14 protein-coding genes are annotated in these 14,732 nt (G+C 71.6%); 8 read left to right on the top strand and 6 right to left on the bottom strand.

The window, feature by feature from the left end; translation table 11 throughout:
• Positions 1–478: 478 nt before the first annotated feature.
• Together AMYTH_RS0120420 and AMYTH_RS0120415 are read right to left on the bottom strand one after the other, a co-directional pair.
• On the bottom strand, positions 479–1,012 hold the full coding sequence (locus AMYTH_RS0120420) for a DUF3515 domain-containing protein (RefSeq protein ID WP_027931880.1): 534 nt from the start codon (positions 1,010–1,012) through the stop codon (positions 479–481).
• Between the two features lie 3 nt (positions 1,013–1,015).
• Positions 1,016–1,249, bottom strand: coding sequence for an Lrp/AsnC ligand binding domain-containing protein (locus AMYTH_RS0120415; RefSeq protein WP_017987495.1), 234 nt, complete (start codon positions 1,247–1,249; stop codon positions 1,016–1,018).
• A gap of 109 nt (positions 1,250–1,358) precedes the next feature.
• Between AMYTH_RS0120415 and AMYTH_RS0120410 the strand changes: the two genes are divergently transcribed.
• The 3 genes from AMYTH_RS0120410 to AMYTH_RS0120400 are packed head-to-tail and all read left to right on the top strand — an operon-like array spanning position 1,359 to position 3,326.
• On the top strand, positions 1,359–2,327 hold the full coding sequence (locus tag AMYTH_RS0120410; protein ID WP_027931879.1) for a thiamine-phosphate kinase: 969 nt from the start codon (positions 1,359–1,361) through the stop codon (positions 2,325–2,327).
• Between the two features lie 20 nt (positions 2,328–2,347).
• On the top strand, positions 2,348–2,827 hold the full coding sequence (locus tag AMYTH_RS0120405) for a GNAT family N-acetyltransferase (RefSeq protein WP_027931878.1): 480 nt from the start codon (positions 2,348–2,350) through the stop codon (positions 2,825–2,827).
• Entirely contained in the window at positions 2,805–3,326 is a 522-nt protein-coding gene (locus AMYTH_RS0120400; RefSeq protein ID WP_027931877.1) for a gamma carbonic anhydrase family protein, read from the top strand. Before AMYTH_RS0120405 ends, AMYTH_RS0120400 begins: the two co-directional genes overlap by 23 nt.
• A 55-nt stretch (positions 3,327–3,381) precedes the next feature.
• On the opposite strand, the gene AMYTH_RS0120395 is transcribed toward AMYTH_RS0120400, so the two are convergent.
• Complete coding sequence (locus tag AMYTH_RS0120395; protein WP_027931876.1) at positions 3,382–4,059, bottom strand: uracil-DNA glycosylase; 678 nt, start codon at positions 4,057–4,059, stop codon at positions 3,382–3,384.
• 142 nt (positions 4,060–4,201) lie between these two features.
• On the bottom strand, positions 4,202–4,393 hold the full coding sequence (gene rpmB, locus AMYTH_RS0120390; protein ID WP_017987500.1) for a 50S ribosomal protein L28: 192 nt from the start codon (positions 4,391–4,393) through the stop codon (positions 4,202–4,204).
• Positions 4,394–4,528: 135 nt separating this feature from the next.
• On the opposite strand from rpmB, the gene AMYTH_RS0120385 reads away from it, so the two are divergent.
• Genes AMYTH_RS0120385 through AMYTH_RS0120375 form a run of 3 tightly spaced genes read left to right on the top strand, consistent with a single transcriptional unit; the run spans position 4,529 to position 9,270 of the window.
• Positions 4,529–6,118, top strand: coding sequence for a DAK2 domain-containing protein (locus AMYTH_RS0120385; RefSeq protein WP_027931875.1), 1,590 nt, complete (start codon positions 4,529–4,531; stop codon positions 6,116–6,118).
• Positions 6,119–6,122: 4 nt separating this feature from the next.
• A complete protein-coding gene (gene recG, locus AMYTH_RS0120380) occupies positions 6,123–8,276 on the top strand; it encodes an ATP-dependent DNA helicase RecG (protein WP_027931874.1) in 2,154 nt (717 codons plus the stop codon).
• Between the two features lie 58 nt (positions 8,277–8,334).
• Entirely contained in the window at positions 8,335–9,270 is a 936-nt protein-coding gene (locus AMYTH_RS0120375) for a S8 family peptidase (RefSeq protein WP_027931873.1), read from the top strand.
• A gap of 145 nt (positions 9,271–9,415) precedes the next feature.
• On the opposite strand, the gene AMYTH_RS0120370 is transcribed toward AMYTH_RS0120375, so the two are convergent.
• Positions 9,416–9,616: a hypothetical protein gene (locus AMYTH_RS0120370; protein WP_027931872.1), complete on the bottom strand. Its 201-nt coding sequence runs from the start codon at positions 9,614–9,616 to the stop codon at positions 9,416–9,418.
• Positions 9,617–9,678: 62 nt separating this feature from the next.
• Positions 9,679–10,200, bottom strand: coding sequence for an ImmA/IrrE family metallo-endopeptidase (locus AMYTH_RS47105; protein WP_051362763.1), 522 nt, complete (start codon positions 10,198–10,200; stop codon positions 9,679–9,681).
• A 279-nt stretch (positions 10,201–10,479) separates the two neighbouring features.
• Between AMYTH_RS47105 and AMYTH_RS0120360 the strand changes: the two genes are divergently transcribed.
• Positions 10,480–13,854 carry a pyruvate carboxylase gene (locus AMYTH_RS0120360; protein ID WP_027931871.1) on the top strand — a complete coding sequence of 1,125 codons (3,375 nt, stop codon included), beginning with the start codon at positions 10,480–10,482 and terminating at the stop codon, positions 13,852–13,854.
• A 43-nt stretch (positions 13,855–13,897) separates the two neighbouring features.
• Positions 13,898–14,701 carry an arginase family protein gene (locus AMYTH_RS0120355; RefSeq protein WP_027931870.1) on the top strand — a complete coding sequence of 268 codons (804 nt, stop codon included), beginning with the start codon at positions 13,898–13,900 and terminating at the stop codon, positions 14,699–14,701.
• Positions 14,702–14,732: the final 31 nt, after the last annotated feature.

Raw genomic sequence — 14,732 nt, 5'->3', positions numbered from 1 at the left:
CAGCTGGCACGCGCGGCGGCGCCCTGGTCGTGGAGGACCGGTCGCCGGTCCGGAATGGTGGGGTCACCTTCGTATGGGAGCGCCGGCGCGGCAACCCGCCGCTCCCTAGGGTGCGCAGTCAGAAGCGCAGCGGTACGGCGGGCAGTGTGGTCGCCACGGTGTGCGAGTGTTGCTGCGGCGGCCGACCTCGGTCGAGTTCGGCAGGTCGGCGCGATGGGTGAGTGGCGCGTGAGGCCGGGTCACCTTCGGATGGGAGCGCCGGATGCGCGGCAACCGCGGCTCTCCAGGGCCGCGCGCAGTCAGAAGCACAGCGGTACGGCGGGCAGTGTGGTCGCCACGGTGTGCGAGTGTTGCTGCGGCGGCCGACCTCGGTCGAGTTCGGCAGGTCGGCGCGATGGGCGAGTGGCGCGTGAGGCCGGGTCACCTTCGGATGGGAGCGCTGGGCTGCGCGGCAACCGCCGCTCCCTAGGGCGCGCAGTCAGAAGCGCAGCGGTACGGCGGGCAGCGTGGCCGCCACGGTGTCCGAGATCTGCTGCAACGGGCCGGTCCCCGCGGAGTCCGGCACCGTCAGCGCGACGTACACCGGCCGGTCCACCACGTACCACGTCGACGAACCCGGCCCCTCGACCGGCAGCCACTGCACGCCGCTGACCACGCGCAACTGGCTGGTCGGCGTCAGCTCCGGCGGTTTGCCCAGCCCGCAGCGCAACACGATCGACTCCGGCGAACCCCACGCGACCGTCGCCTCCGGGGCGGGCTCCGCGATCGTCCGGCGCTGCAGCGCGGTGCCCTTCGAGTCCAGCTGCGCGGGCAGCGCCGGGATGAGCTGCGCGCACTCGGCCGATCCGGCCTGCGGCGCGTCCACCGGCACGAGCGCCAGCGGCCCGTCGCCGTCACCGGAATCACGCATCATCAGCCCGATGACCGCGACCCCGGCAGCCAGCACGACCACCAGCACGGCCGCGACCACGAGCCGTGCCCGCGGCGGCGCCCCGGTCTCGGTGTCCGGCATCGCTTACAGGTGCACCACGGGGCAGGTAAGCGTGCGGGTGATGCCCTCGACGCCCTGCACCTTCGCGACGACGAGCTGCCCGAGCTGGTCGACGTTGTCCGCCTCGGCGCGGACGATGACGTCGTAGGGACCGGTCACATCCTCGGAGCTGGTGACGCCGGGGATCCCGGCGATCTCCGCGGCGACCGCGGCGGCCTTGCCGACTTCGGTCTGGATGAGGATGTATGCGTGGACCACGGCGCGCCCCTTCGTCTCCGGCGTCTAACTCAAGGTAGGAACGTGGTCAGAACCTACCGCACGGACCACGAATCTAGGTCATCCGACTATCGAGCGACCGAGGTGACGCATGTCAACCCACCAGGCATCCGACTCCGGCACGGTCGCCGGAATGGGTGAGTTCGGCCTCATCCGCGCCGTCACCGAGAACCGGAGACAGCCCGCGGCAACCCTCCTCGGCCCCGGTGACGACGCCGCCGTCGTCGCCGCGCCGGACGGGCGGGTCGTCGCCACCACCGACGTCCTGGTGCAGGGCGTGCACTTCCGGCTGGACTGGTCCACTCCGGACCAGGTCGGGCGCAAGGCGGTGGCGGAGAACTTCGCCGACGTGGCCGCGATGGGCGCGGTGCCCACGGCCGTCCTCGTCGGGCTCGCCTGCCCGCCGGACACCCCGGCGAAGGTGGTCCGGGAACTCAGTGACGGCCTGTGGGCGGAAGCGCAACGCGCCGGGGCGGGGGTCGTCGGCGGCGACATGGTGCGGGCGGACCAGCTGGTGGTGAGCATCACGGCGCTGGGCGACCTGCAGGGACGTGAACCGGTGACGCGCTCCGGCGCGCGGCCGGGCGACATCGTCGCGGTGTCCGGGCGGCTGGGCTGGGCCGCGGCCGGCCTGGCCACACTCGGCCGCGGGTTCCGCTCGCCGGTCGCGGTCGTCAACGCCCAGCGCGCGCCGGAACCGGACTACGCCGCCGGGCCCGCGGCCGCGACCGCCGGCGCCACGTCGATGATCGACGTCTCGGACGGCCTGCTCGCCGACCTCGGGCACATCGCCGAGGCGTCGGGCGTGGGCATCGACGTCCGGACCGAGCACCTGGAGGTCGACCGGAAACTCGTCGACATCGGCACCGCGCTGGGCGCGGACCCGATGACCTGGGTGCTGACCGGCGGCGAGGACCACGCGCTGGTCGCGACGTTCCCGTCGTTCGCCGACCTGCCCGAGGGCTGGCGGCGGATCGGCGCGGTCACGATGGCGGACTCGGGCGTGACGGTCGACGGTGAGGAGTACCACGGCGAAACTGGCTGGGAGCACTGGCGCTGAGCCCGTTACGGTGACCCGTTGTGGACCTTCGCGTGGTTGCCTACGACGATCCGGACGCGGTCAAGCTGATCGACGCCGTGCAACAGGAGTACGTCGTGCGCTACGGCGAAACCGACGCCACCCCGGTCGATCCGGCCGAGTTCGCGCCGCCGCTGGGGTTGTTCGTCGTCGGCTACCTGGACGGGGAGCCGGTCGCGTGCGGCGGCTGGCGCGTTCGCGGTGACGCCGAGGCCGAGCTGAAGCGGATGTACGTCGTGGATGCCGCGCGGGGCAAGGGTTTCGCGCGTGCCGTGCTGGCGGAGCTGGAGCGGACGGCGCTCGCCGCCGGGCGCAGGCGGCTCGTGCTGGAGACCGGTCTGAAGCAACCGGAGGCGATCGCGTTGTACCGGTCGTCGGGCTACACGGACGTGCCCGCGTTCGGCCACTACCGGGACGATCCGCTCTCGGTGTACCTGGGCAAGGACTTGGAGGCTTCGCGTGGCGATCTACGCGCTCGGTGAACTGACCCCGTCGATCCACCCCACGGCGTTCGTGCACCCGGACGCCACGGTGATCGGCGACGTGCGGATCGGGCCGAACGCGTCGGTGTGGCCGCAGACCGTGCTGCGCGGCGACAACGGCTACATCGAGATCGGCGAGCGGTCCAACGTGCAGGACGGGTGCGTGCTGCACTGCACCGCCCAGGACCCGACGGTCCTCGGCCCGTCGTCGGCGATCGGGCACGCGGTGCACGTCGAGGGCGCCCGGATCGGCAGCGGGTGCCTCATCGCGTCGGGTTCGGTGGTGCTCAACGGAAGCGTCATCGAGGACGGCGCGATGGTCGGCGCCGGGGCGGTGCTGTCGTACTCGTCGCACGTGCCGTCCGGGCACATCGCGCTCGGCGTCCCCGCCAAGGTGCGGGAGAACAAGTCCTTCGGGCCGGAGAAGATCCGGCGAGTGGTGGACGGGTACGTCGAGCGGGCGCAGTGGTTCCGCGGCGCGCTGCGCAGGATCGACTAGGAAGTTCCGCAGGGCAGCGCGGGGGCGGCGGCTGCCAGGCATAGGCCGTCTGCGGTTAGGGCAGCTTCCAGTCGACCGGCTCGGCGCCCTGCCGCTGGAGCAGTTCGTTCGCACGGCTGAACGGCTTCGAGCCGAAGAAGCCGTTGCGCGCGGACAGCGGGCTCGGGTGCACCGACTCGATGCACGGCACGCCGCCGAGCAGCGGCTTCAGGCTGCGCGCGTTGCTGCCCCACAGGATCGCCACCATCGGCTTGCCGCGGGCGGCCAGCGCCTTGATCGCCTGCTCGGTGACCTCTTCCCAGCCCTTGCCCTTGTGCGAGTTGGGCGAACCGGGCCGCACGGTCAGCGACCTGTTGAGCAGCAGCACGCCCTGCTCGGTCCACGGCGTCAGGTCACCGTTGGACGGCGTGGGGTAGCCCAGGTCGTCGCAGTACTCCTGGTAGATGTTGATCAGGCTCTTCGGCAGCGGCCGCACGTCCGGCGCCACCGCGAAGCACAGGCCGATCGGGTGGCCGGGCGTCGGGTACGGGTCCTGGCCGACGATCAGCACCTTGACGTCGTCGAAGGGCTGCTGGAAGGCCCGCAGCACGTGCTCGCCTGCCGGCAGGTACCGGCGGCCGGCGGCGATCTCCGCACGCAGGAACTCGCCCATCGCGGCGATGCGGTCCGCCACCGGGTCCAGCGCCTTGGCCCATCCCGCTTCGACGATCTCGTGCAAGGGTTTCGCTGCCACGGCGGCGTACTTTAGCGGCACCCCGGGGGTCCAGGGTGCTTGCCCCCGGCGGGGGTGCGGGGGTTCGACCCCCGAAAGACATCGAGGCGCGAAAAAACGGCGAGCGCTCTCCGCGAGCACTCGCCGTCCCGGGCTTCGCGCCTCAGCCGCGAACGACCTTGCCGGCCTTCAGGCACGAGGTGCAGACGTTCAGCCGCTTGCGCTGGGACACGCCGATCTTGGCGTGCACAGTCTGGATGTTCGGGTTCCAGCGGCGGTTGGTACGCCGGTGGGAGTGCGAGACGGACTTGCCGAAGCCCGGTCCCTTGCCACAGACGTCGCACACGGCAGCCACGTCGAACTCCTTTGACGATCAGGGAAGACAAAACACGCCCGGCGCGGGCCGGACACTCGGACCATAGTAAACGACGGCTGTTCGCCGTCCCGCGACCGGGTCGCTACCCTGGCCTGACCAGGGAGGAGGTCGGCGGTGCGGGCTCTGGACGAGCATGCCATCACAGCGTGGGCGGCGGCCTGCGTGCACAGCCTGGAAGTGCTGTGCCCGGCCATCAACGGCATCAACGTCTACCCGGTCGCCGACTCCGACACCGGCTCCAACCTGCTGCACACGATGTCCGGCGCGCACGCCCGCCTGGCCGCCGAACCGGATACGGACAGTGCGGCGAAGGCACTGTCCGTGCTCGCCCGTGGCGCCGTCCTCGCCGCGCGCGGCAACTCCGGCGTCATCCTCTCCCAGGTCCTCCGCGGGCTCGCCGAAACCGCGGGCACCGTCCCCGAGCTGGACGGGCCGTCACTGGCGAAGGCCCTCGCGAACGCGCATCGCACGGCCACCGACGCGGTCGCGCGCCCGGTGCAGGGCACGATGCTCAGCGTCCTGCAGGCGGTCGCCGCCGCGGTCGCCACCCAGCCCGGGGAGCTGCCGGACGTCGTCGCCGTCGCCGCGAAGGCCGCCTCCGAGGCCCTCGAGCAGACCCCGCACCAGCTGCCGGTCCTGGCCGCGGCCGGGGTCGTGGACGCCGGCGCGCGCGGGCTGGTCGCGGTCTTCGACGCCCTGGCCGGCGTGGTCACCGGCACCGAGACCCAGATCTCGCACTCCTGCGAGGCGCACCCGCACACCGAACCGGACGCGGAGCAGGCCCCGTACGCGTGGGAGGTCATGTACCTGCTGGAAGGCGTCGCCGACGCGGACGTCCCGGTCCTGCGCCGCACGCTCTCCGACCTCGGTGACAGCGTCACCGTGGCCGGGGACGGCAGCGGGGGACACGCCGTCCACGTGCACTGCGCGGACATCGGCGCCGCCATCGAGGCCGGTCTCCGCGCCGGCCGCCCCAGCGGCATCCGCGTCGAACCGCTCATCACGCCGACCCCGATCGAACCGCCGTCCGGGCCGGACCGCGCGGTGGTCGCGGTCGTGCACGGCGAGGAGCTGGCGGAGCTGCTGCGTGAGGAGGGCTTCGCGGTGCTCGCGGTGCCGGACCACGCCACGCCGAGCGTCGAGGAGATGCTCGGCCTGATCACCGAGCGCGCGGCCGGTCACATCACCGTCCTCGCCGGTGGGGAGAGCCTGACCAGGGCCGCCGACGACGCCGCGGGCCACCCGATGATCGGCGACCGCGACGTGGTGGTCATCCCGTGCGCGTCCCCGGTCCAGGTGCTGTCCGCGCTGGCCGTGCACGACGCCGGGCGGCGCGCGAACGACGACGTGGTGGCCATGGCGGAGGCCGCCGCCGCGACCCGGCGTGGCGAGCTCGTGGTCGCCGCCGAGGAGTCGATAACCTGGGTGGGACGGGCCCACGCCGGTGACCTGATCGGCTTCGTCGACGGCGAGGTCGTGCTCGTCGAACCGGCAGGCGCCGAGCCTGCCGAGGCCGCGATGGGTGTGCTGAACCGGATGCTGGCCGTCGGCGGCGAGCTGGTCACCGTGCTGACCGGCACCGCGGCGCCGTCGGGCCTGACGGACGAGCTGCGGGAGCGGTTGCGGGCCGAGCGACCGGAGGTGGAGTTCGTGGATTACCCCGGCGGCCAGGCCGACGCCGTGCTGCTGATCGGTGTGGAGTGAACGCGTGACCGGACTGCGTGACAAGCTGCCCCCGCTGCTGGGCGCCAAGACCGCGAAGGCGCTCGCCGAGTCGCTGGACATCCACACCGTCGCCGACCTGCTGCGGCACTACCCGCGCCGCTACGCCGAACGCGGCGAGCTGACGAACATCGCGGGACTGGAGATCGGCGAGCACGCGACCGTGATGGCGCGCGTCGAGAAGGTCAACCTGCGCCGCATGCGCAACAAGCCGGGGCACATCCTGGAGCTGGTCATCACGGACGGCCAGCGGCGGCTCTCGTGCGCCTTCTTCGGCCGCCCGCACCAGCACGAGCGGCAGCTGCGGCTGGGCCGCACCGGGTTGTTCGCGGGCAAGGTCACCGCGTTCCGCAACACGCTGCAGCTGGCCAACCCCGAGTACCAGATGCTCGACGGCGACGACGACAGCGCGATGGACGACTTCGTCGGCGCGATCATCCCGGTCTACCCGGCGGCGGCCGGGATGCCGTCGTGGTCGATCGCGCGGTGCGTCCGCCAGGTGCTCGACACGCTGGAGCGCGAAGAGGACCCGATGCCACGCGAGTTGCTCGACGACTACCAGCTCATGGACCTGTTCGACGCGCTGCACAACATCCACCGCCCCAAGGACCACGACGCGCTGGAGGCCGCGCGGGATCGGCTGAAGTGGGACGAGGCCATGGCGGTGCAGCTGATCTTCGCGCAGCGCCGGTTCTCCGCGGTGTCGCGGCCGGCGCCCGCCTGCGCGCGCACGAAGGACGGCCTGCTCGACGCGTTCGACCAGCGGTTGCCGTTCGAGCTGACCGAGGGCCAGCGCGCGGTGGGCGAGGACATCGCCGCCGACCTGTCCGGCGAGCACCCGATGAACCGGTTGCTGCAGGGCGAGGTCGGCAGCGGCAAGACGGTGGTGGCGCTGCGGGCGATGCTGCAGGTGGTCGACTCCGGCCGCCAGGCCGCGATGCTCGCGCCCACCGAGGTGCTCGCCGCGCAGCACGCCCGGTCGCTGCGCGAGATGCTCGGCGACCTCGGCCAGGCGGGGGAGCTGGGCGCCGCGGAGAACGCGACGAAGGTGACGTTGCTGACCGGGTCGATGTCGACGAAGGAACGCAAGCAGGCGCTGCTGGACACCGCGAGCGGCGCGGCGGGGATCGTCGTCGGCACGCACGCGCTGATCCAGGACACCGTGTCGTTCGCCGACCTCGGGCTCGTCGTGGTGGACGAGCAGCACCGGTTCGGCGTCGAGCAGCGGGACGCGCTGCGGTCCCGCGCGGCCAACGGCGGCAGCCCGCACGTGCTGGTCATGACCGCGACGCCGATCCCGCGCACGGTCGCGATGACGGTGTACGGCGACCTGGAGACCTCCGCGCTGCGGCACATGCCGGTCGGGCGGTCGCCGATCAAGACGAGCGTCGTGCCGGTGGCGGAGAAGCCGGCGTGGCTGGACCGCGCGTGGCAGCGGCTGGTCGAGGAGGTCCGCAAGGGGCACCAGGCCTACGTGGTGTGCCCGCGGATCGGCGACGAGCCCGCGTCGAACAACAGCGACCGCCGCCCGCCGCTGGCGGTGCTCGACGTCGCCGCCGAACTGGAGAACGGGCCACTGTCCGAGCTGCGGCTCGGGATCCTGCACGGCCGGATGCCGCCCGACGAGAAGGACGCCGTGATGCGCGCGTTCGCCGCGGGCAAGCTGGACGTGCTGGTCGCGACCACCGTGATCGAGGTCGGCGTGAACGTCCCGAACGCGACGATGATGGTGATCATGGACGCCGACCGGTTCGGGGTGAGCCAGCTGCACCAGCTGCGCGGCCGGGTGGGCCGGGGCAGCGTGCCCGGGTTGTGCCTGCTGGTCACCGAGACGCTGGACGGCACGGCGACGCGGGAGCGGCTGGCCGCGGTCGAGTCCACAACGGACGGCTTCGAACTGTCCCGGTTGGACCTGGAGCTGCGGCGCGAGGGCGACATCCTGGGCGCGGCCCAGTCCGGCAAGCGGTCCGGGCTGAAGCTGCTGTCGCTGCTGCGGGACGAGGACGTGATCGCGGCCGCGCGGGAGCGGGCGCAGGAGATCGTGAGCGGCGACCCGGCGCTGGAGCGGCATCCCGGCCTGGCGCACATGGTGTCCGACCTGGTCGACGAGGATCGCGCGGAGTACCTGGAGAAGTCCTGACGCACGATCGGGCGACGGCCCGAGTTGTGCCTGATCCACAGCGGAGCAACGCTGAGGCGTGCTCAAGACTGGATTACGCGCGGTCATCGGTTCGGCACTGCTCGTCCTCGGCGCCGTGGCGCCGGCTTCGGCCGCGCCTGGCGCGCAGCAGAACCCGCCGAGCTGGGCCCTGGACCGGATCGACCAGCGCGACAAGGCCGTTGACCAGACGTACCACTACGAAAGCACCGGCGAGGGCGTCACGGTGTACGTGATCGACACCGGTGTCGACGCGGCGCTGCCCGATCTCGCCGGGCGGGTCGACCCGGGCAAGGACTTCGTGGGCGGCACCGACAACCCGGCCGACGGCAACGGTGACGGGACGCGGATGGCCGGCATCGTGGCTGGCAAGGAGTTCGGCGTCGCGAAGGCCGCGCGGATCGTGCCGGTCAAGGTGCTCGACGACAAGGGCAACGGGCGGCTCAACAACATCATCTCGGGCATCGACTGGGTTACCCAGAACGCGAAGCAGCCGGCGGTCGCGGTGATCGGTTTCGGCGGCCCGGCGTCCGACGGCCTGGACAACGCGGTGCGGCGGTTGATCGGCGTGATGCCGGTGGTCGCGGCGGCGGGCTGGTCGGGAGTGGACTCGTCGTTCTCGTCGCCGGCGCGGATCCCGGAGCTGCTGACCGTCGGCGCGGTCGACCGGACGGACGCCTTCGCGCCGAAGTCCAACTTCGGGCTGGGTGTCGACCTGCTCGCGCCCGGTGTGGACGTGCCCTCGACGGCGCCCGGCAGCACTGCCGCGACGCCGTTCTCGGGCACCTCGATGGCCGCGGCGTTCGTCGCCGGCGCGGCCGCGCTCTACCGGGAACAACACCCCGACGACACGCCTGAGCAGGTCGTGAACGCGCTGATCAACAACTCCACGCCGGACGTGCTGACGGGCCTGCCACAGGGCACCCCGAACCGGCTGCTGTACACGCTGTTCGAGGAGTCCGCCCCGGAAAGCTGAGTCACAGGAGCCCGTGGCGTCGGCTGAAGGCGCCGAAGTCACGCCCGGTGCAGGGCAACCTCATCCCGGTTTCGCGGAGGCGTTCGATGAGGTTGCCCGCACTGACTTCGGTGACCTTCCCGGCACCGCAAGCCCGGGCGAGGAGCTAGAGCGACCCGTGTACGGACAGGTCGTAGGCACGGCCGACCCGCACCGCGTCGCGATCGTCGGTGATCGCCACACCGCCATGTCGTTCCACTTCGGCGAACACACTGGACTCGCCGCGGTTACGGGGCTCACCGCCGATGCGCCGACACCATTTCGCGAAGCACTGCAACTCCTCGATCGTGTCCAGTCGCGCAGGCACGAGCCAGTCCGTTCCGCGAGTGCGAAGTGGCTCAGACACGTGGCGTCGAAGACGAGCATTGTTCAGGGTGCCAACTCGGCGTCATCGCGCGGAGGCAGATCGTCGATGGTGATCCGGCCGTGCAGCAGCTCGACGGCACGATCCGACGTGATCTGGTCGGACCTCCAGGCTTCCATGACCGCGTGCGCGAACGAGGGCGGGACTGTCACGGAGGTGAGATCCGGTTGCGGGGCCCATCCGAGAGCTTCCACCTGCGGCCAGCTCTCACTGACGACCGAGACCGGCAGCAGCAGTTCGGCGGCGAACGCGTCGATCGCGCGTTCCCGGTCCTCCCGGGAGGCTGCAACACCAAGGTCCGTCGAGTACTCGTCACCGAGAACGAGGTGGCCGAGTTCGTGGGCGGCAGTGGCCCGGCGGCGGCCGGGATCCGCGGCGCTGTTCACGACCGCCACTGCCAGCCCGTCATCCGTCAGCGACGCGCCATCACCGGTGAGCTCGGCGACGAGTAGGAATTGCCCGGCGCGCTCGCACACGGACATCATCGTGTCGATCGGGCCGACGCCCAGGCCCAGGTGCTCGCGCACCCACCGTGCGGCTTCCCGCGCTGCGGAAGGCCCGTCCACCTTGCCCGGGAAGGTCAGCGGTTCGAGAGCCGGTAGCCATCCGAGGTCGATCAGTTGGCGAACTTCCCCTAGCCACTCGAACAACGCCGCTTGAGACCTGCACGTTCGATTACCCCGCACTTCTGTGCGGCATGCGCACGTCCCGGATGATGTCCATCACCCGGGACAGAACTCCCGACGAGCGGGATCGGCAAGGTAACGTCACAGCACTACCGATCCGTGAACAGGGAAGGACCGGGCATGTTTCGCAAGGTGCTGGTCGCCAACCGCGGGGAGATCGCCATCCGGGCGTTCCGCGCGGGCTACGAGCTGGGCGCGGGCACAGTGGCGGTGTTCCCCCACGAGGACCGCAACTCGCTGCACCGTCTGAAGGCCGACGAAGCCTACGAGATCGGCGAGCCGGGACACCCGGTCCGCGCCTACCTCGACGTCGAGGAGATCGTCGGGGCCGCGCGGAAAGCCGGCGCGGACGCGGTCTACCCCGGTTACGGATTCCTGTCCGAGAACCCCGATCTCGCGCGCGCGTGCGAGGACGCCGGCATCACCTTCGTCGGCCCGAGCGCGGAAATCCTGGAACTGACGGGTAACAAGGCGCGTGCGGTCGCGGCCGCCCGCGACGCCGGCGTGCCGGTGCTCGGCTCGTCCCAGCCGTCGACGGACATCGACGAGCTGACCGCGGCCGCCGAGGAGATCGGGTTCCCCGTGTTCGTGAAGGCCGTCGCCGGTGGTGGCGGCCGCGGGATGCGCCGGGTCAACGACCCCGCCCACCTGCGCGAGTCGGTCGAGGCCGCGATGCGCGAGGCCGAATCGGCCTTCGGCGACCCCACCGTGTTCCTCGAAAAGGCCGTCGTCGACCCGCGGCACATCGAGGTCCAGATCCTCGCCGACGGCGCGGGCAACGTCATCCACCTCTTCGAGCGCGACTGCTCGGTGCAGCGGCGGCACCAGAAGGTCATCGAGCTGGCGCCGGCGCCGAACCTCGACCCCGAGCTGCGCGACCGCATCTGCAACGACGCCGTCGCGTTCGCCCGCAAGATCGGCTACCGCAACGCGGGCACCGTCGAGTTCCTGCTCGACCGGGACGGCAACCACGTCTTCATCGAGATGAACCCGCGCATCCAGGTCGAGCACACGGTGACCGAGGAGGTCACCGACGTAGACCTGGTGCAGTCGCAGCTGCGCATCGCCGCCGGCGAGACGCTGGCGGACCTCGGCCTGTCGCAGGAGAAGGTCTACCTGCGCGGCGCGGCGATGCAGTGCCGCATCACCACCGAGGACCCGGCCAACGGGTTCCGCCCGGACACCGGCATGATCAGCGCCTACCGCTCGCCCGGCGGCTCCGGCATCCGCCTCGACGGCGGCACCGCGTTCGCGGGCACCGAGATCAGCGCGCACTTCGACTCGATGCTGGTGAAGCTCACCTGCCGCGGCCGCGACTTCAAGACCGCGGTGGGCCGTGCCCGCCGTGCCCTCGCCGAGTTCCGCATCCGCGGGGTCTCCACGAACATCCCGTTCCTGCAGGCCGTGCTCGACGACCCGGACTTCGCGGCCGGGCGCGTCACCACCTCGTTCATCGAGGAGCGCCCGCACCTGCTCACCGCGCGGCACTCGGCCGACCGCGGCACGCGCCTGCTGACCTACCTCGCCGACGTCACGGTCAACAAGCCGCACGGCGAGCGTCCGCGGCTGATCGACCCGACCACGAAACTGCCGTCGCTGCCCTCGGGCGAGCCTGCCGCCGGGTCGAAGCAGAAGCTCACCGAGCTGGGCCCGGAGGGTTTCGCCCGCTGGCTACGTGAGTCGCCGACGCTGGGTGTCACGGACACGACGTTCCGCGACGCGCACCAGTCGCTGCTCGCGACCCGCGTGCGCACCAAGGACCTGCTGGCCGTCGCGCCGGTCGTGGCGCACACCCTGCCGCAGCTGCTGTCGCTGGAGTGCTGGGGCGGCGCGACCTACGACGTCGCGCTGCGGTTCCTCGCCGAGGACCCGTGGGAGCGGCTGGCGCAGCTGCGTGAAGCGGTGCCGAACATCTGCCTGCAGATGCTGCTGCGCGGCCGCAACACCGTCGGCTACACGCCGTACCCGACCGAGGTGACCAACGCCTTCGTCGAGGAGGCCACCAACACCGGCATCGACATCTTCCGCATCTTCGACGCCCTCAACGACGTCGAGCAGATGCGCCCGGCCATCGAGGCCGTGCGGGAGACCGGGAAGGCCGTCGCCGAGGTCGCGCTCTGCTACACCTCGGACCTGTCCGACCCCGGCGAGAAGCTGTACACGCTGGACTACTACCTCAAGCTGGCCGAGCAGATCGTCGGCGCCGGGGCGCACGTGCTGGCGATCAAGGACATGGCCGGCCTGCTGCGCGCGCCTGCCGCGGAGAAGCTGGTTTCCGCGCTGCGCAAGGAGTTCGACCTCCCGGTGCACATCCACACCCACGACACCGCGGGCGGTCAGCTGGGCACCTACCTGGCGGCGATCGCCGCGGGTGCCGACGCGGTCGACGGCGCGGTCGCGTCGATGGCCGGAACGACCTCGCAGCCGTCGCTGTCGGCGATCGTCGCGGCCACCGACCACTCGGCACGGCCGTCCGGGCTGAGCCTGCGCGCGGTCGGCGATCTGGAGCCGTACTGGGAGATCGTGCGCAAGATCTACGCGCCGTTCGAGGCGGGCCTGGCCTCGCCGACCGGTCGCGTGTACGACCACGAGATTCCCGGCGGCCAGCTGTCCAACCTGCGCACGCAGGCCAAGGCGCTGGGCCTGGGCGACCGCTTCGAGGAGATCGAGGCGATGTACGCGGCGGCCGACAAGATCCTGGGCCACCTGGTCAAGGTCACGCCGTCGTCCAAGGTGGTCGGCGACCTCGCGCTGCACCTGGTCGGCGCGGGTGTGGAGCCGGAGAAGTTCGAGGCCGAGCCGAACCGCTACGACATCCCGGACTCGGTGATCGGGTTCCTGCGCGGCGAGCTGGGCGACCCGCCCGGCGGCTGGCCGGAGCCGTTCCGCACCAAGGCGCTGGAGGGCCGCGCCGAGCCGAAGCCGGTCGCGGAGCTGTCCGCCGAGGACCGCGAGGGGCTGGCGAAGGACCGCCGCGCGACGCTGAACCGCCTGCTGTTCCCCGGGCCCACCAAGGAGTTCGAGGAGCACCGCCGCGCCTACGGCGACACCAGCGTGCTGCCCAGCAAGGACTTCTTCTACGGTCTGCGCCCGGGCGAGGAGTACGCCGTCGACCTGGAGCCGGGCGTGCGGCTGCTGTTCGAGCTGGAGGCGGTCGGCGAGGCCGACGAGCGTGGCATGCGGACCGTGATGGCCACGCTGAACGGCCAGCTGCGCCCGATCCAGGTGCGCGACCGATCGGTGGCCGCGGACCTGCCCGCCGCGGAGAAGGCCGACAAGTCCGACCCGAAGCAGGTCGCCGCGCCGTTCGCGGGCGTGGTCACGCTGTCGGTGGCCGAGGGCGACGAGGTCGCCGCGGGCGCCACGGTGGCGACCATCGAGGCGATGAAGATGGAGGCCGCGATCACCGCGTCCGAGTCCGGGAAGGTCGCCCGGCTGGCGATCAACTCGGTCCAGCAGGTCGAGGGCGGCGACCTGCTGATCGTGCTGGAGTAAAACCGCGTGCGGCGGCATCCGTGCCGTCGTTAGGGTCGGCGCCGTGCTGATCCAAGCGGTGCCGCAGTGGCAAGGGGCCCGGACACCCCGGGCGGGCGATCTGCCCGCGGGGTGCCGGGCCCTTTCCGCGTTCGCGGCGGAGGTGCTCGACGTGCCGGTGCGCGAGGTCCCGCTGGCGGCGGGCGGAGCGCCCGTCGCGGACGGGATCGCGAACCGGGAAGCGTTGCTGGACAACAAGAAGCGGCACGCCGAGGCGCTGGCGGACGGCCCGGTGCTCACCGTCGGCGGGGACTGCGCGGCCGACCTGGTGCCGGTCGCCGCCGCCCGCGCCCGGCACGGTGAGCGGTTCGGCGTGCTGTGGTTCGACGCGCACGCCGACCTCAACACCCCGGCGAGTTCACCGTCGGGCGCCTTCCATGGCATGGTTCTGCGGTCTCTGCTGGGCGACGGCGACCCGGCGTTCGCGGCCGCGCCCGCGGTGGAGCCGGGCCGTGCGGTGCTCGTCGGCGCCCGGGCTTTCGATCCGGCGGAACGGGACGAAATCGAGGCGGGCCGGGTCCGGCTGGTTCCGGGAGAACCGTCGCGGATTGTCGCCGAAGTCCGCGATGCCGGTATCGAACGGCTGTACGTGCATGTTGATCTCGACGTGCTGGACCCGTCCGAGTTCGCCGGAATGGACTACCCGGAGCCCGATGGGATGAGCGTGATGCAGCTCGTCGACGGGCTGCGTGCGCTCGCGGAGTTCGAGGTCGTGGGCGCGGGCGTCACCGAATGCGTTTCCGGCAAACGGGAGGAACTGGCGATTCTGGCACCCGTGCTGCACACCATTGGTGAATTACTTCGCTAATACAAGCGATTTCGCGCGGCGCGTGCTTGAA

The sequence above is a fragment of the Amycolatopsis thermoflava N1165 genome, from assembly GCF_000473265.1.
GTDB lineage: Bacteria > Actinomycetota > Actinomycetes > Mycobacteriales > Pseudonocardiaceae > Amycolatopsis_E > Amycolatopsis_E thermoflava.
This window is presented reverse-complemented; position numbering and strand designations above follow the sequence as displayed.